14 protein-coding genes are annotated in these 16256 nt (G+C 65.9%); 8 read left to right on the forward strand and 6 right to left on the reverse strand.

What is annotated here, in order from left to right; translation table 11 throughout:
* Nucleotides 1-31: 31 nt before the first annotated feature.
* From CFB43_RS32075 to CFB43_RS32090, 4 genes are all read right to left on the reverse strand, one after another.
* A complete protein-coding gene (locus tag CFB43_RS32075; RefSeq protein WP_089498051.1) occupies nt 32-1774 on the reverse strand; it encodes a T6SS phospholipase effector Tle1-like catalytic domain-containing protein in 1743 nt (580 codons plus the stop codon).
* 36 nt (nt 1775-1810) lie between these two features.
* Nucleotides 1811-2497: a DUF3304 domain-containing protein gene (locus CFB43_RS32080; RefSeq protein ID WP_226207408.1), complete on the reverse strand. Its 687-nt coding sequence runs from the start codon at nt 2495-2497 to the stop codon at nt 1811-1813.
* A gap of 84 nt (nt 2498-2581) precedes the next feature.
* Nucleotides 2582-3484, reverse strand: coding sequence for a DUF4123 domain-containing protein (locus CFB43_RS32085; RefSeq protein WP_089498052.1), 903 nt, complete (start codon nt 3482-3484; stop codon nt 2582-2584).
* Between the two features lie 13 nt (nt 3485-3497).
* Entirely contained in the window at nt 3498-6002 is a 2505-nt protein-coding gene (locus CFB43_RS32090) for a type VI secretion system Vgr family protein (RefSeq protein ID WP_089498053.1), read from the reverse strand.
* 356 nt (nt 6003-6358) lie between these two features.
* Here CFB43_RS32090 and CFB43_RS32095 point away from each other — a divergent pair, with 356 nt between their 5' ends.
* A complete protein-coding gene (locus tag CFB43_RS32095) occupies nt 6359-7306 on the forward strand; it encodes an aldo/keto reductase (protein ID WP_089498054.1) in 948 nt (315 codons plus the stop codon).
* A gap of 66 nt (nt 7307-7372) precedes the next feature.
* Nucleotides 7373-7573, forward strand: coding sequence for a hypothetical protein (locus tag CFB43_RS38110; protein WP_144023141.1), 201 nt, complete (start codon nt 7373-7375; stop codon nt 7571-7573).
* A 76-nt stretch (nt 7574-7649) separates the two neighbouring features.
* Here the strand turns inward: CFB43_RS38110 and CFB43_RS32100 are convergent, their stop codons facing one another.
* Nucleotides 7650-8642, reverse strand: coding sequence for a helix-turn-helix domain-containing protein (locus tag CFB43_RS32100; protein WP_089498055.1), 993 nt, complete (start codon nt 8640-8642; stop codon nt 7650-7652).
* Nucleotides 8643-8820: 178 nt separating this feature from the next.
* Here CFB43_RS32100 and CFB43_RS32105 point away from each other — a divergent pair, with 178 nt between their 5' ends.
* The 5 genes from CFB43_RS32105 (at nt 8821) to CFB43_RS32125 (ending at nt 13768) form a co-directional block, all read left to right on the forward strand.
* Nucleotides 8821-9354: a 2,4'-dihydroxyacetophenone dioxygenase family protein gene (locus CFB43_RS32105; RefSeq protein WP_089498056.1), complete on the forward strand. Its 534-nt coding sequence runs from the start codon at nt 8821-8823 to the stop codon at nt 9352-9354.
* A gap of 18 nt (nt 9355-9372) precedes the next feature.
* Entirely contained in the window at nt 9373-10677 is a 1305-nt protein-coding gene (locus CFB43_RS32110; RefSeq protein WP_089498057.1) for an MFS transporter, read from the forward strand.
* Nucleotide 10678: 1 nt separating this feature from the next.
* Entirely contained in the window at nt 10679-11800 is a 1122-nt protein-coding gene (locus tag CFB43_RS32115; RefSeq protein ID WP_089498058.1) for a 2,3-butanediol dehydrogenase, read from the forward strand.
* The gene (locus CFB43_RS32120) at nt 11778-12500 is read left to right on the forward strand and encodes an SDR family NAD(P)-dependent oxidoreductase (RefSeq protein ID WP_089498059.1); all 723 of its coding nucleotides are present in this window, start codon (nt 11778-11780) and stop codon (nt 12498-12500) included. The genes CFB43_RS32115 and CFB43_RS32120 overlap by 23 nt, the downstream gene beginning before the upstream one ends.
* A 176-nt stretch (nt 12501-12676) precedes the next feature.
* Nucleotides 12677-13768, forward strand: coding sequence for a porin (locus CFB43_RS32125; RefSeq protein WP_089498060.1), 1092 nt, complete (start codon nt 12677-12679; stop codon nt 13766-13768).
* 153 nt (nt 13769-13921) lie between these two features.
* On the opposite strand, the gene CFB43_RS32130 is transcribed toward CFB43_RS32125, so the two are convergent.
* A complete protein-coding gene (locus CFB43_RS32130) occupies nt 13922-14896 on the reverse strand; it encodes a helix-turn-helix domain-containing protein (RefSeq protein ID WP_089498061.1) in 975 nt (324 codons plus the stop codon).
* A 422-nt stretch (nt 14897-15318) separates the two neighbouring features.
* Here CFB43_RS32130 and CFB43_RS32135 point away from each other — a divergent pair, with 422 nt between their 5' ends.
* Nucleotides 15319-16206 (forward strand): SphA family protein, encoded by an 888-nt coding sequence (locus CFB43_RS32135; protein WP_089498062.1) that lies wholly within the window; start codon nt 15319-15321, stop codon nt 16204-16206.
* Nucleotides 16207-16256: the final 50 nt, after the last annotated feature.

Here is a 16256-nt window from a genome sequence, read left to right on the forward strand (position 1 = left end):
CTCGCTGTTGCGAGCGGTGTCGCGTGCGGCGTCAGGCGGTCGACGTCGCATCGGGCAGCGTATTGCCGCCGGCCGTCGCGGGCTGGTTGCTGGCCAGCTGAGGCTCGTTGGCCGCCGTCGGCTCCTGCTGCTTGGCCGGATCGGTCCTGGCCAATTGCGCAGCGGCATGCTCGGCCTTGTCGCCGGCGTAGCGCCAGTAAAGAAACCTGTTGCCACGCTTACCCATGAAGTACTGTCGGTTGACCGTCCAGCGGCTCATCTCGGCAGGGCCAACGTATCCGTCTTCCATCTGCTTCTTGAAACCGGCAATCGAGTCGTGCACGTAGTGATCGAAGAACTTGTCGAAGATCGCGCGCGCTGCCGGATCGATCCCCCCCAGCCAGTTGCCCGTGACCCGAACAGCCGCATCGATGGCTTTTTCCTGCTCCGAAACAGATACGGTCAGATATCCACCGTTCGCATGACGCAGGCAATCCGTATCGTAATCCCACTCGCGATCGGTAATGGCCATATGATCGTCCACGCCACCCGGCGGTTTCAGACGTCCGTCCTTCAACCGTCGGCTTCTGCTGGCCCGCCACTGGTAATAGCGGTTCATGTGCCAGATGATCTGCGCCTCGAGCCTGTCGCTGTTCGGTGCCACGCCCGCGCTTTTGACACCTCCCTGGCCCATATAGACATTCCAAGCAGCCTCAAGGTCCTTGGAAATCTCGAACAGCTGCCCGGCGTCCGCCATCACCTCCTGCGGTGACCGGAACGGGACGCCGGCTTTCCAGGCCTCGATATAGAGATTGTTCAGCGCGACGTTGGCCAGCTCGTTGGTTCGACCTTCCTGGTAATTGCGCTCGTAACCGCCGCCTACGTCCGAGTGCATGCCCGGGTAGTACACTTCGCAGCAGTTCGCCGGAATCTTCTGATCTTCCCGCACCGAGTCACTGGGGAATTTTTCCCGGACCTCCTGCGAAGCCACGTAGTGAACGCACTGTCGGACATAGCCTGGTATGCGGATATCGTTCGCCCACTCAGCGTGACCTCCCTTGTCGATGTAGGCCAGGTAACCGCCGGCGTACGGTCCGAACGGTCCGAGCAAAGGCATGACGAGGATGGGTGCCGCACTCTCGAGGCGGCTGCCGCCAAAGCCCGTCGACGACACCGTATCAAGAATTCCAAGGAAGTAGACAACCAATTCGGGGCGATGCCCCTTCATGTTCTTCTTGTTCCACCAGAGCCGCCCGCCGATATTCTCGGCGAGTTGTTCGGTCAGCATGCGAACGAAGGCGCGTGCTTCCGTCGCGCCGCGAGAGAAGCCGAATACCGCCAGGTTGATCTGACTCACCGCCGGCATGTGGTTGGTCACGTGCTTGTCGAGCTCGTCGAGCATCCATCGGATACGCAACTCGCCTTTTCTCGCGGCAGCCATACCGAGCGCATTGTCGAGACCTTTTCCGCTATCCCCCACTTTGCTGCACGGCGTGCCGACACCTTCGACATAACGCGCGACAGTCCGGGGAAACGCGTTGTCTTTGGCGTGTGCAAACTGCCAGAGCTTCGCGATATTGCTGTATTTGGTCAGTCTGACGTCCTTCAATCCACGGCCGTCCAGGTCGAAGTTGTTGCCCGTTCCGTCGAAGAAGGCCGTGAACCACACGGGTTTCGGGCACTCCTTGCATTGCTCGATCAGCAGCGGATCGAGAATCTCGCGCTGGGCACTTCGGATAGCATCCTCGGCCGGCGTGAGATCCGAGATGCGTCTGATGATGGGGGGATTGCTCATGGCGGTTTCGCTCCTGTTCCGGCAATGCGTCCGACATCAATTCCATTGGGTCGGCTTCTTGCGCCCATAGAACGGATTGGAAATTTCCTTCAGGCAGGCACGGCCGGCCAGCTTGCGCTGCTCGTCGCGCATTGAAAGCGCCACCTTCGGATCCGGGCCATCGACCTGGAAATTCATGTCGCCTTCCACATGGCCATCGGGGAAGAAGTGCAACACGATACCGCCGCTTTTGCCCTTGACAGGAGGACGTGTGATCGTGATCTCGCCTTCACACCATGCCATCCCGGGTCGGGTTTCGCGATGCGTATATTCGTCGTAATCCGGAGACGACGCTTCCAGTGCGCGCTTGTCGACTACCCGCTCCCACCACACCTTGAACTTGCGGGGGGTTGTCCAGCGAAGATCCCATGCGAGGCTCGGTCTTTGCCCGCCGCCGCCTGTCCAGCGTGTCGCGTTCCGTGGCGTGGCACTCGCCCCATCTGCGCTTGCCGCATCGTCGAGGCTGTTCTTGTCGGGCGGCAGGAGGTAGACGCCGTAAATATCGTAGTCCGTATAGTTGAAAGACCCCGCCGTAATGACGTCGTAGTTCGGGTCATTCCACTTGTTCGCGTCGCCGGGTGCCAGGCTTTCCTTTTCGGCATCGCCCGTGGTCTTGCTGCATGCGGCCGTGGAAAAAACCATCACGGACAGCACGGTGATCCAGCAGCGGTTCATGTTGAACATCCTTCTTTCCCAATCGATTTCATTCCGGGGCCGATTACGTCCATCCAACCAACCCGATAAAAGCAACGCACCGCGCCTGCGCCGCTAACCCGCCGCTTCCCGCATCTGCTGCCAGCCCTCGGCCGGAACAAGCCCCAGCGCCTGCGGAAAATCCTGCCCTTGCGCCAACGCGTCGAACACGGCAGCCATCGCCGGATGCTCGTCAAAGCGCGGGCCGTACCGTAGCGCCAGTTCGCAGTAGATCAGCAGCGACACCGCGCTTTCCGTGCCATGCGCCCGGCACCGCGCAAGCTGATCGCGCACGAAACCGTAGTGCTGCGCAGCCGGCAACGACGCCAGCAGCGCGGGCTTCTCGGCGCGCAGCCGCTCGATCATCGTGTACGGATAACAGGCAGCCAGCAAGTCGTCCTCCTGTGCCTGGGACAACTGCAGCGGAAACTCGGCAGCCTGCCTGACGTTGGCAGGAGCGGCGATTTCCGCCGTCCGGATCTGCAGTTCGGTATCCAGATGAATCCAGTGCCGCACGCCTTGCGCCAGATGCGCGCGATGCGCCGCGGGCAGAATCTCGAGCCAGAACGGGAGCACGCGCGGATCGAAGAAGCGCATCAGCATCGCGCTCTCCATCTGCTCGAGCTGAACATCCACCATCGGTGCGAGATGCGCAGCCAGTTGCGCGAGCGTCAGTGGCGAAACCAGCACGCTCGCCGCCTGCCACGGAATGTGACGCGGACCGGTCTCGCCCACCGCATCGGCCCTGTCATCGGCGGGCTGCCATTCGAACAGCAGCGGCCCGACGATCCTCGCTTCGTCGTCGGCATTGTCGAGCAGCGATGCCCCGACAAACGCCGGCCACGACGCCTTTTCTTCATCCGGCAATGCATTCAGCAATGCACCGTCGACCAGGACGTAAGCTCGCAGCCCGTCCTGCGAGGACAATGCGGCCTGAAGCACCTCGACCGCCTGCGCGGCCTTCAACTCGTTCGTCATGCGTTGCCCTGCCTCAAGCCTTGGCCGCGAATGGCGACGCCATCGACGCCGCATTGACCATGCACGGTGCGCATGCCGTTCCCGGGAACGCCTGTGCGGGCACCGGCAGGCTGTCCGGCCCGATGAACGTATGCGACGCGGCATGCGCCGTCCATTCGCCCTTGGTCCCATGGACGATGCCGCTGCCGTTCCAGCGCGTATAGCTGGTCCCGCCATTGATCAGGACTTCTTCCTTTGCGGTGATGGTGATGCGGTTCGCATCCACCTTCACGTCCAGCTTGGCCAGCACGTTGACGCTGTCCTTCAGCGCCTGGATGTCGATGTCCGCGGCGGCGGCCACGAGCCGGATGCCTTTCTCGAATGCGGCGACGCGCACTGCCTCCTGCGCACTGACCAGCATGCTCTTGCCCGCGGCGACGCTCGTATGGGCGCCGCTCGTCAGCGCGACGTGCAGGTCGCTCGCGACATGGGTCGACCCCGTCGTCGTGGCCAGGATGCCGGCCGGGCTGGCAAGCGCCAGGAACGGCTGCGCGAACTCCGGAAACTCGCCCTGCTGCGGATTCCCGCCGCTACCTCTGAGGCCGTCGTTCTGCGTCCTGAGCGCCTGGTGGACGGCATCCTGGTCGCCGGACGCCTGCGCCTTCACGTCATGCGCGGCACCCGACAGCGATTCGTGCAGATCGTGTGCCTTCTCGAGGCGCGCGGCAGTCTCGTCGAGGTCGGTCGCATGGGCCCGCGCGTCGTAACGCGCCTCGCTGGTCACCAGCAGGCCCTTGGCGGCCCGCACCGCGCCATGCGCGTCGGTCCGCAATTCGAAACCACGCGCGCGCTGATCGGTGCGCCCCTGCGTCTTGTCGATGCGGACGTTGTGCCCCAGCGTCAGTTCGCTCGCGTCGGTGTCGCTGCGCAGCTTGAGCTGGAGCTGTTGCGGCGTGTCGTCGAGCAGCACGTGATTCGAACGTCCGCCCGCAGCATTGCCGCTGTCGCCCGACAACTCGCGGCTGCGCAGCCCCGTCAGCACCTGCTGGTCTGGAAGCGCCCACGGCGGCATCCGTTCCGCGTTGTATGTAGTGCCCGCCACGATCGGCCGGTCGGGATTGCCGTCGAGGCACATCACGATCACCTCGCTGCCCACGCGGGGATGCGCGATCATGCCCTTCTCGCCGCCGGCCCAGCCGGCTGCTACGCGAATCCGGGCGCTGGTCTGCGCCGCACGATCCCAGTGGTACACGATGCAGACCCGACCGTACTCGTCGACGTCGACGCTGCCGGCGCCCTTCGCGCCCGCGATGGTCGCGGTTTGCGGTGCCAGCACGCGCACGGGTTCGCTGTTGAAGCCGCGGCCCGGGCGCCACGGCGTGTGCCGCAGGCCTGCGACGAAGCGGTTGCGATACTCCGGCTTGCCGTCGGCCTGCAGGTAATTGTTCGCCGCTTCGTGCCGGGCTTCGAGAATCAGGTAGCGGTGATCCTCCGGGCTGCCCGACGCCACGCTGAAGTGATCGGACAGCTGGAACCAGCGCCCGGGCAGGATGCCGTGATGATTGCCGGCCCCGTCGAAACGCGATGCCGCCGCCTCGATCTCTTCCATGCGCACACGCGCCAGCGCATCGCCGGAGCGCGCGTCCTTCACGAAACCATAGTGCCCGACGTATTCGTGGTGCTCGACCTGCGGCGCGACACCCGGCGGGTGAAGCGTCGGAATCTGCGCATGGGCGGCATGCGGCGCCTTGAAGTCGAACGCCGTCGCGCTGTAACTGCCCGCGGACAGCGACCGTACCGCTGACCATTGCGAAATGGCGTCCGCGGCCATCGGGCCGTCATGCGTCTGGAAGCGGATCTCCGGCGAGCGGCCGTCGATCGCCGGACACTGCAGTGTGCTGTCGTCACCGACGATCAACTTCAGCCCCTTCTCGTCGTGCTCCCACCAGTACAGGTAGCCGACGGCTTCCAGATGACGAACGATGTAGTTCCAGTCGCTTTCGCCGAGGCCGCCACCCTGAACGTTCATCGTGCGAGCCGGATCGTCGCCGCGCACGCGCCATTCCCAGGACGGCGCGAGCCCCTGGTAATCGGCGAGTAGCGCGCCGATCTGCTGCTGAAGCGACTGCCCGAGGAACAGGCGGTTGTTCACGCGCGTCCGCAGGAAGTGGCTCCACGGGCGCAGCACGGCACGATATTGCGCGACCGAATCGTCGTTGCGGACGAGCGAAAACTCCGTGCAATAGCCGGTGAAATGACGCAGGCCGCCATCGGGGCGCACCATCGACACCGCGAGCAGCTTGCCCAGCATGTCGGCAAGCGTGACGCCCGCCTCGCCGGACAACAGCGTCAGTTCGAACGTGAAGTCGATCCCGAGCCCCTCATGCGCGACGAGCCGTTCGACGACCAGCCGCGCCGGACGATGCCTGCCGTACGAGTCGGTGACCGAGGGTGCGTCGTCGTGAGGGAAAGACAGCGTGAGCAGGCGCTTGTCTTGCAGGAAAAACGGAGTTCGAATGAATGCCGCAAGGTCAGCCATGACCGCCTCAGAATGTTTTTTCGTTCGCATGGCAGCGGCCTGCTGCCTCCCATAATTTTGGGATGAAAGGATATCGTAGACACCGACCGGCGACAACGCCGACCCGCCCGGCAATTTATTCTCATCGCACCATAAAATCGGTAATAAATACAATATCTTGCCGCATACCGGGCGGCGTTCGAACGGATGATGTATCCACGATGACGTCGCTTGATCCGGCATCCCGACACACGGCCTTGGGACACGCCGTTTTGCGCACGGTGGGCGGAACCTCATGCTGCGCTCGGCCGTCTCAACGCGACCGGCTTCATCTCCCGCAGTCCAATCCCCTCACCTCGCAACACCCGGAGAGAAACATGGCACTACGCACCCTCGGCACGTCGAACATCCAGGTTTCGCCGCTCGCGTTCGGCGGCAACGTCTTCGGCTGGACCGTCGACGAGAACACGTCGTTTGCGCTGCTCGACGCGCTCGCCGACACCGGCATCAACTTCATCGACACGGCCGATGTCTATTCGGCCTGGGTACCCGGCAACCACGGCGGCGAATCGGAAACGATCATCGGCAAGTGGCTCAAGCGGTCCGGCAAGCGCGAGCAGGTCGTGATCGCGACCAAGGTCGGGCTGCTGGCCGCGCGCGCGGGGCTGACCCGCGACAACATCCTGAAAGCCGCCGACGATTCGCTGCGCCGCCTGCAGACCGACTACATCGACCTGTATTTCTCGCATCGCGACCTCGCCGATACGGCCCCGCTCGAAGAAACGCTCGGCGCCTATCAAACGCTGATCGACGCGGGCAAGGTGCGGATCATCGGCGCATCGAACTACAGCGGCGCACGGCTGCGCGAAGCGGCCGACATCAGCAAGCGCGACGCGCTGCCCGCGTACCAGGTCATCCAGCCCGAGTACAACCTGCTCGACCGCGCCGATTACGAACGCGATCTCGAACCGGTCGTGCGCGACCTGAAGCTCGGTGTCGTCAACTACTACGCGCTCGCGAGCGGGTTCCTGTCGGGGAAGTACCGCAGCGAGGCCGACCTGAAGAAGAGCGTGCGCGGCGATCGCGTCGCCGGGTATCTCAATGAGCGCGGGCTGCGTATTCTTGCGGCACTCGATGCGGTAGCCGAGAAGCACGGCACGCAGCCGGCCGCGATCGCGCTTGCATGGCAGATCGCGCGGCCGACGATCACTGCGCCGATCGCCAGCGCGACGTCGCTGGCGCAGCTGGCATCGCTCGGCGAAGCGATCCGGGTTCAGCTCGATCAGGATGACATTCGCCGGATCGACGAGGCGAGCGCGGGTTGAAGTTGGTGGCAGCGAGCCGGTCGATCGGACCGCGCAGTCTGCGCGGTTCCGCGACCGGCCGGTGCCATGCGCGCGCTCTGGTTACAGCATTCGGCGGGGCGGGTCATTCGTGAGCGGCGGGTGGATACAATGGCGCGGGGCCGGGCGGCCCGCCGCACAATCTGCGATGCGTACGTGATGCCGCGCATCGTGTCCGGCAATACGAACGCGCCGACGATCATGATCACGATCGCTGAGCGCTGTGCCCAGTTCATACTGGCGGAGTAACGCAACACGGCGCGCGGGCGCTTTCGTTCACGACAAAAAAGCGGCGCGTGAGATACGCGCCGCGGCTCCATCTGCATCACCTACCGGAATCAGCCCCGTCCGTCCGCGCCGCCTCGCGCAGCGCCATCGGCGATGCGCCATAGCGCTCGCGAATCGCACGGCTGAAATGAGCCTGGCTCGAAAAGCCCCAGCGGAACGCGATTTCGCCGACACTCGTCTTGCGCAGCAGCGCATCGGTCAGCTCGCGATACGCATGCGACAGCCGCTCCGACCAGATGTGCTGCGTGATCGACTCGCCTTCGGCCGCGAAGAGCCGGCTCAGATGCCGTAGCGACAGCCCGACCGCATCGGCGACGGCCTGCGGCCCAAGTTCCGGGTCGCCGAGATGCGTCGAGATGTACTGCTTCGCGGTCAGCAGATACGACAGCGACGCGCGTGAAGCGCCCGCACCGTTCACCTCCGCATCGATGAGTTCCGCGATCAGCGTGCGCGTGCGTTCGGCGAACTGTACGGCGTCACGCTCGACCGGATCCTTCATGAAGCGCTCGACGCTCGCGCGCAACGTCGCGCCGAGCATCGCGCCCGCGCCCGGCTTCGGCGCGATCCGCAGCGGCAGCGCCGCCAGTTCCGCATCGAGCCGGTCGTCGAACGTCGTGATCGGAATATCGATCAGCAGCTGCCGCATCGGCGTCAGGAATCCGAACAGATAGGGCACGCGCGTGTCGTAGACGACGACATCGCCGGCGTCCGCGAGCAGGCAGCGGTCCCGCTGGATGAAATACGCGCGCCCGCTCAGAATCTGGCACGCGAACAGCGACTCCTTCGGCAACTGGCGCACCAGCGCGGGACTGCGCTCGATCACGTGATCCTGGCCGCTGATGTCCGCGATGCCGAGGCCCGGCAGCGCGATGTCGGTCTTCTCGACCTCGAGCCCGGCCGGCGACAGCGACGAGCAGCGCAGCCCGACCAGCGTCGCCGCATTGAACGCATCCCAGTACGCCATCCTGTCGCGCGCCGGCACGTCGGCCGTCGAGCCTCGCGTGCGGGAAAAAACGGTCGAATTCGTCACGTCGCCTCCTGCGGGCGCCTGTCGTGCGGAGCGGCACGGATTGGGGGATGGTTCGCCTGGATTTTGGTGCGATGCAATGTCCGGCGCGGTCAAGCAATGCGTCCAGCCCAGTCAAGAGCGGCGCGCACCGGCTGGCTAAAGTCGAGCCCACGACAACCGATACCCAAGGAGACAAACCGTGGTCGACAAAGCCGTAGCCGAATTCTGGCAAAACATCCCGCCGATTGCCAATCCGTTCAAGCCCGATGCGCTGCCCGAAGCGTACATCGCGAACGCGGCCACCGACGACGAGCGCTATTACGTTCCGTTCACCGAAACGGTTTCGTCGCGGCCGCTGTGGATCTCGCCGTCGCAAAACAAATGGTGCGATATCCTGATGGCGAAGGAAGCCGGGCTCGTGAACCGGCACTATCACCCGCACGAGGTGTTCGCTTACACGCTGTCGGGAAAGTGGGGTTATCTGGAGCACGAATGGACCGCGACGCACGGCGATTTCGTGTACGAGACGCCGGGCGAGGGCCACACGCTCGTCGCGTTCGATCACCCCGAGCCGATGCGCGCGTTCTTCATCGTCAAGGGGCCGCTGATCTGGCTCGACGAAGCAGGCAACCCCGACGGCTACTTCGACGTGCATTCGTACATCGCGATGTGCAAGGCGCATTACGAGCAGGTCGGCCTCGGCGCGCAAGCGATCGAGAAGCTGTTCCGCTGACGCGCGGCGAGGCTCACCATGACATCCCCGTCCGCCTCCCGATCCGCCTGGACGTACGAGAACCGGTTGCTGCTGATCCTGTTCATGACGTTCGGCTTCGTGTTCTTCGACCGCCTCGCGCTGTCGTTCCTGTTCCCGTTCATGTCGGCCGAGCTGCACCTGACGAACACGCAGCTCGGCATGGTGTCGTCCGCGCTCGCGCTCACGTGGGCATTGTCCGGCGCCGCGACGGGCGCGTGGTCCGACGCGCGCGGCACGCGCAAGCCGCTGCTGGTCGCGGCCGTGCTCGGCTTTTCCGTGTGCTCGGCGCTGTCGGGGCTCGTCGGCGGCTTCGCGAGCCTGATCGCGTTCCGCGCGCTGATGGGCATCGCCGAAGGCCCCGTGCTGCCGCTGTCGCAATCGCTGATGGTCGAAAGCTCGACGCCGAGCCGCCGCGGGCTGAACATGGGCCTGCTGCAAGGCTCCGCCGCCGGCCTGCTCGGCGCGATGATCGGCCCGCCGGTGGTCATCGGCATCGCGACCACGTACGGCTGGCGCGAGGCGTTCTACGTGTCGTGCATTCCGGGCTTCCTGATCGCGTTCTGTATCTGGCGCTGGGTGCGCGAAGCGCCCCCCGGCGGCGTGCGGCACGCGCAGGCCGAACCCGCCGGCGCACCGGTCGCGAGCGGCGCGGCAGTCAGCCGATGGGCGCTGCTGAAGGAGCGCAACATCCTGCTCTGCGTGCTGATCAGCGGCTTCTTTCTCACGTGGTTCGTCGTGATCATCTCGTTCGCGCCGGTGTTCCTCGTGGAAAGCCGCCATCTGTCGCCGTCCGACATGGGCGTCGTGATGACCTGCCTCGGCGCCGCGTGGGTGTTCTGGGGCTTCGCGGTGCCGGCGATCTCCGACCGGATCGGCCGCAAGCCGACGATGATCGCGTTCGCGCTGATCGCGGCCGCGTGCCCGGTCGTGATGATCCATGCCGGCTCGCTCTGGGCGCTCGGCGTGCTCGTGTTCGCCACGTACACCGGCCTCGGCTGCTTCACGCTGTTCATGGCGACGATCCCGGCCGAAACGGTGCCGCCGCGCGCGATCGCCAGCGCGCTCGGCCTGATCATGGGCGCGGGCGAGCTGATCGGCGGCTTCCTTGCACCGACCGTCGCCGGCTTCGCGGCGGACCAGTACGGCCTGCAGTTCGCGATGTGGACCTCGGCTGCCGGCGCGATCCTCGCGTGCGTGCTGTCGTTTGGCCTCGTCGAGACCGCGCCCGCCGTGCTGCGCAAGCGCGCACTCGCCGGCTCGGCCGCGAGCCATCTCGATCCACAAAACCTCGGAGGTCGCTGACATGCGGGCACTTCAATGGCATGGCCCGCGCGACGTCCGTCTCGTGGAAATCGACACGCCGCGCGTCGGCCCCGGTGACGTGCGCATCGCGGTCGCGTACTGCGGGATCTGCGGCAGCGACCTGCACGAATATGCGGACGGCCCGCACGCGATTCCGGTCGACACGCCGCATCCGCTGTCGCGCCGCACCGCGCCGTTGACGCTCGGCCACGAGTTCTGCGGCACCGTCGTCGAGGTCGGCGACGGCGTGACGGCGCTGCGCGCGGGCGATCGCGTCGCGGTCGAGCCCGAGTATCGCTGCAGCCAGTGCGCGTATTGCCGCGCGGGGTCGTACAACCTGTGCGTGTCGATGGGCTTCGCCGGGTTGATGGGCGACGGCGGCATGGCCGACTTCGCGGTCGTGCCGGCATACATGCTGCATCGCCTGCCTGACGGCGTGAGTCTCGAACAGGCCGCGGTGATGGAGCCGGCGGCCGTCGCGCTGCACGCATTGCGGCGTGGCGAACTGCGGCTCGGCGAGACCTGTGCGGTGTTCGGCCTCGGCCCGATCGGCCTGCTGCTGATCATGCTCGCGAAACTGCAGGGGGCGACCACGATCGTGGCCGTCGACGTCTCGCCCGAACGGCTCGCGGCGGCCGCGCGCTTCGGCGCGACGCATACGTTCGACGCACGCGCACTCGGTGCATCCGCGCTGCAGGAGGCGATCCGCGCGACCACGGGCGGGCTCGGCGTCGATGCGAGTTTCGAAGCGGCCGGGCTGCCGGCCACGTTCGAATCGGCGATGCAGGCACTGCGCAAGGGCGGCCGCGTCGTGATGGTCGGCCTGATGCCGCATGCGGGCTTCGACGCGTTTCGCGCGGTCAACGACGAGCTGACCTTCACGGCGAGCGTCGGCTACCGGCATGCGTACGAAGACCTGCTGCGCATCGTCGCGTCGGGCTCGCTCGACCTCACGTCGATCGTCACGCGCACCGTGTCGCTCGAAGACGCCGTCGTCGACGGCTTCGATGCGTTGCTCGCCGACCGCGCGCAAATCAAGATCCTCGTTTCACCCGCGCAACGGCCGGCCGGCCGCGCACACGCCATCGGGAGCGTCGAGCATGAGTCGTCAGTGGGCGTTTGAGGGCCGGTCCGTCGTCGTGACGGGCGGCACGTCGGGCATCGGTGCGCGCACGGCGATGCGGTTCGCGGAGGCCGGCGCGTCGGTCGTCGCGCTCGGGCTCGATGCGGCCGGCCCGCACGCGCCCATGCATGCGGGTGTTCGCTGCTTGGAACTCGACGTGACCGACAGCGATGCGCTGACGCGCACGATCGCGGCGCTGCCGCGGCTCGACGTGCTCGTCAACGGGGTCGGTATCAGCCGGCACGCGGACGAATACCGGATGGACCAGTTCGAGCTCGTGCTGAACGTGAACCTGACGTCGGTGATGCGTGCCTCCGACGCCGCACGGCCGGCGCTGTCGGCACACGGCGGCAGCATCGTCAATGTGGCGTCGATGTACACGTACTTCGGCAGCAAGGACCGGCCCGCGTACAGCGCAAGCAAGGGCGGCATCGCGCAGCTCACGCGCTCGCTCGCGCAGGCGTGGGCCGATCGCGGCATTCGCGTGAACGCGGTCGCACCCGGCTGGATCGATACGCCGCTCAGCAGCGGCCTGATGGCCGACATGCAGGCGTCGCGGCGCATCCTCGAACGCACGCCGCTCGGGCGCTGGGGCACGGCCGACGAAGTCGCGAGCGTGATCCTGTTCCTGTGCTCGCCCAGCGCGTCGTTCGTGACCGGCGCGGTCGTGCCGGTCGACGGCGGGTATTCGACGGTCTAGCGCGCTACCGAGCGGGCATCGGCACGCCCGCGATTGCCGCCGATGCCCGTCACACGCCGATTTCCTTTAGTTGGTACTGAGCCGGGATTCGTCCGGCTCAACTTTGTTCATATCAATCAGTAATCCCATCAAAAAAATATCCGACTCGATCGGAATATGTGAGGAGCACATTGGAGATGACGAAAAAGACCGTTCTGGCGCTCGCGGCATGCGCCATTCCCACCGTGTCGTTCGCGCAAAGCAGCGTGACGATGTTCGGGCTGATGGATGCCGGCATCAGCTACGTCAGCAATCAAGGCGGCCGCGGCGCCGCGAAGTTCGACGACAACATCTTTTTCCCGAACCTGCTCGGTTTCGAAGGCAAGGAGGATCTCGGCGCGGGCACGCGCGCGATCTTCCGGCTCGTCAACCAGTATTCGCTCGGCAACGGCTCGATCATCGGCGGCGGGCTGTTCGCACGCACGTCCTATGTCGGGCTGCAGAACGACCGGTACGGCACGCTGACGCTCGGCAACCAGTACGAGTTCATGGTCGACGCGCTGGCCGCGAGCGGCAACGAGATCGCGCAGGATCTCGTCGGCCTGTACGGCTTTCGCAACGGCCCGTTCGACAAGCTCGCGTTGCCGAACAACCCGACCGGCGCCTTCGACTGGGATCGCGTCGCGGGCAGCAATCGCGTCGCGAATTCGGTCAAGTACACGAGCCCGTCGTTGTCGGGCCTCACCGTCGGCGCGCTGTACGGCTTCGGGAACGTCGCGGGGTCGGTCGGCGCGAACAACACGGTCAGCGTCGGCGCGAGCTACGACAACGGCCCGTTCGGCGCGGGCGCGGCCTATACGAACCAGAAGTACGGCGCGACGGACGGGCTGCCGCCGACCAGCGTGCGCAACTGGGGCGCGGGCGTGCACTACACGCTCGGCACGATCACGGGGAAAGCGCTCTTCACGACCGTACGCAACGCGCGGAACGGCGCGGGCGCATGGTCGGCGGAAGCCGGCGCCGCGTGGCGGCCGTCGCCGGCATGGGTGATCGGCGCGAGCTACACATACATGAAGGGCAACGACACGCTCGACAACGCGCACGCGCACCAGTTCCTGGCCGCCGTCCAGTACTGGCTGTCGAAACGCACGATGGTGTACGTGGCGGGCGTGCATCAGCGCGCGAACTACGGCAGCAGCGCGCAGATCAACGGCGTGATGGATGCAAACGGCGCGTCGAGCGGCGCGCTGCAGTCGATCGCGAGGATCGGGTTCAGCACGCGGTTCTAGGCTGCAGCCTCGGCGGATTCTGGCGGCGGACCCACGTACGGATCGCCTGACGACGCAGGCGCGGTGCCGGCCCGCGCGGCCGCGTTCGTCGTCACACGCTGCCGGTCATCCTCCGATCGAGTCGGTACGAATCGCAACGAATGCACGCCGCGACTAACCCGACGATCCCGCACCGCCCCCGTCCCGCATCGCCGCATCCCGACACTGCGACGGCGTGACCCCGAAGCGCCGGCGAAACAGGCGCGCGAAATACGCCGGATCGGAAAACCCCGACTGCAGCGCGAGGCGCGTAATGCTCGCCCCGTCGGCACCGGTTTGCGACAGCACTTCGTGGCACTTCTCGAGCCGCAGGCGCTGGATCATCGCCTGCGGCCGCTCGCCGATCGATTCGAATGCCTGGTAAAGCGTGCGGCGGCACACCTTCAATGCCGCGGCAATGCGATCGGGCGACAGTTCGCCGTCGTCCAGATGCCGATGGATGTATTGCTGCGCATCGCGCAGCAACGTCTCGCGGATCTTGCGTCGCGAAGCGGGCGCCGTGCCGTCCATGAAATCGATGGTCTCGGCGAGCAACGTCGCCACCAGTTCCAGCACGCCGAAGCGGCTGCGCGGATTCATGCGCCGGCCCTCGGCGATCATCGCCTGCAGGCTCGCGAGCGCCACGGCCGCGCCGCCCGTCGTCGGCATCGCGCGGCCGATCGCGTGCCGGGCCAACGCCAGCAGCGCGTCGTGGTCGGCCACTTCGCACAGCATCGTGACGAATTCGCCGTGTGCGTCGTTTTGAATCCTGTACGGGCTGCTCGCCTCGTACAGCGTGAAATGCCCGGGCGGCACGATCACTTCGCTGGCACCCTGCTCGAGTCTCGCCACGCCGCTCAGTTGCCAGATCACCTTGACGTAGCGGTGCTTCAGCGTCTTGCAGGCGGTGCGACCGATGGAGGCGCTATGCGCGCTGGCCGCAATGCGCGCCACGCGGCAGCGCGCATGATCGAACACGTCGACGCTCGCGTCGAATTCGCCGGACGCGCCGGCGTTCAGCTCCAGCGGAAAGAACCGATGCCGGATCTGCTCCGACCAGCACGACACGCCGCCCGCCTGCAGCGGCGGATGCGCTTCCGAATCGATCATGACGTTCGCCTCCAGAAAAATCCGGCTTTCAAGTACGTCCGTTGCGTGGCTGCCTGCGTGCGCGTGCAGCGGGCGCGACGATCAACTCGCCCGACTTCCGGTCATGTGCGACGACACACGCCCGGCCAGCATCGATGAGAGGGGATCGGCTCGTAGCGTACGGCGCATCGATGCGAAAGAACATTCGCATAACTCCCATGCGTGGCCGGAGCGCTACCTGACGCTGTAAAGATTTCCCCTAGATGCACCGCACTCCTGACGGCTCTGCACGCAAACACATGCGAGCGAAAAACTGGCGCGGCACTCTGCTGACGGGCGGAAAGACGGCTTCCGGCCGGGCTTCACGTGCGTGGCCCATGCCGTCACGCAAGCCGCCCGAAGACAAACGGCGGCCGCTCGCGCGCCGCAGGAGGAGACAACCGATGAAACGACGATCCCTTTCCGTGATGCTGTCCGCGCTCGTCGTCGCGCACGGCGCTCACGCAACCGAAGGCGGCGGCTCCGTCTACCCGACCGGGGCGGAAGGCTACCTGTGCTGCGCACTGCCGCCGCCGGGGCTCTATGCCCTGATCTACGCGGAGCGCTACCACGCCGGGGAGCTGCACGACAACGACGGCCGCAACGTCGCGCCGCCGGATTTCAGCATCACCGCGTATTCGGTGACGCCGCGGATCGTATGGGTCACGCCTTACACATTTGCAGGCGCATCGTTGGCCGTGCACGCGCTGCTTCCGCTCGTCACGCTCGACGTGCACGCCGGCGGGCAATCGCAGCGGCGGACCGGCACCGGCGACATGACGTTCGGGCCGGCGCTCGGCTGGCACGTCACGCCGACGCTTCACACGCTGCTCGCCGTCGATGTCTTCGCGCCGACTGGCCGGTACGACAAAAGCGACCTGGCCAACATCGGCCGGAACGTCTGGGCGATCCAGCCGATCGCCGGCGTGTCGTACGGCGGCCGCACCGGGCCGGTGTTCGATGCCAAGCTGATGTGGACCTTCAATCAGCGCAACCACGCGACGGACTACCAGTCCGGCCAGGAATTCATCGTCGACTATTCGGCGGGCTGGGGTTTCGGCAACGGCCTGACGATCGGCGCGGGCGGCTACGTCTACCGGCAGATGACGGACGATTCACAGGCCGGGCAAACCATCGTCGGCAATCGCGGCCGTGCGTTCGCGATCGGCCCGTCGATCAAGTACGACAGCGGGAAGGGCTGGTTCGTGACCGCCAAATACCAGATGGAAACCGATGTGCGAAACCGCCCGGAAGGCGCGGCGTTCTGGCTCAAGGCCGTGTTTCCGCTCTGATGCGAACGAAACCGCGTCGGCATCGCCCGACGCGAAGTCAGCGCAGGTCA

The organism is Burkholderia sp. AU15512, assembly GCF_002223325.1.
Taxonomy (GTDB): Bacteria; Pseudomonadota; Gammaproteobacteria; order Burkholderiales; family Burkholderiaceae; genus Burkholderia.

Bases quoted from the DNA above. Each gene is read 5' to 3' on its own strand.
- CFB43_RS32075 (WP_089498051.1), bottom strand. From the start codon at position 1,774: ATGAGCAATCCCCCCATCATCAGACGCATCTCGGATCTCACGCCGGCC.
- CFB43_RS32080 (WP_226207408.1), bottom strand. From the start codon at position 2,497: ATGTTCAACATGAACCGCTGCTGGATCACCGTGCTGTCCGTGATGGTT.
- CFB43_RS32085 (WP_089498052.1), bottom strand. From the start codon at position 3,484: ATGACGAACGAGTTGAAGGCCGCGCAGGCGGTCGAGGTGCTTCAGGCC.
- CFB43_RS32090 (WP_089498053.1), bottom strand. From the start codon at position 6,002: ATGGCTGACCTTGCGGCATTCATTCGAACTCCGTTTTTCCTGCAAGAC.
- CFB43_RS32095 (WP_089498054.1), top strand. From the start codon at position 6,359: ATGGCACTACGCACCCTCGGCACGTCGAACATCCAGGTTTCGCCGCTC.
- CFB43_RS38110 (WP_144023141.1), top strand. From the start codon at position 7,373: ATGCGCGCGCTCTGGTTACAGCATTCGGCGGGGCGGGTCATTCGTGAG.
- CFB43_RS32110 (WP_089498057.1), top strand. From the start codon at position 9,373: ATGACATCCCCGTCCGCCTCCCGATCCGCCTGGACGTACGAGAACCGG.
- CFB43_RS32115 (WP_089498058.1), top strand. From the start codon at position 10,679: ATGCGGGCACTTCAATGGCATGGCCCGCGCGACGTCCGTCTCGTGGAA.
- CFB43_RS32120 (WP_089498059.1), top strand. From the start codon at position 11,778: ATGAGTCGTCAGTGGGCGTTTGAGGGCCGGTCCGTCGTCGTGACGGGC.
- CFB43_RS32125 (WP_089498060.1), top strand. From the start codon at position 12,677: ATGACGAAAAAGACCGTTCTGGCGCTCGCGGCATGCGCCATTCCCACC.
- CFB43_RS32130 (WP_089498061.1), bottom strand. From the start codon at position 14,896: ATGATCGATTCGGAAGCGCATCCGCCGCTGCAGGCGGGCGGCGTGTCG.
- CFB43_RS32135 (WP_089498062.1), top strand. From the start codon at position 15,319: ATGAAACGACGATCCCTTTCCGTGATGCTGTCCGCGCTCGTCGTCGCG.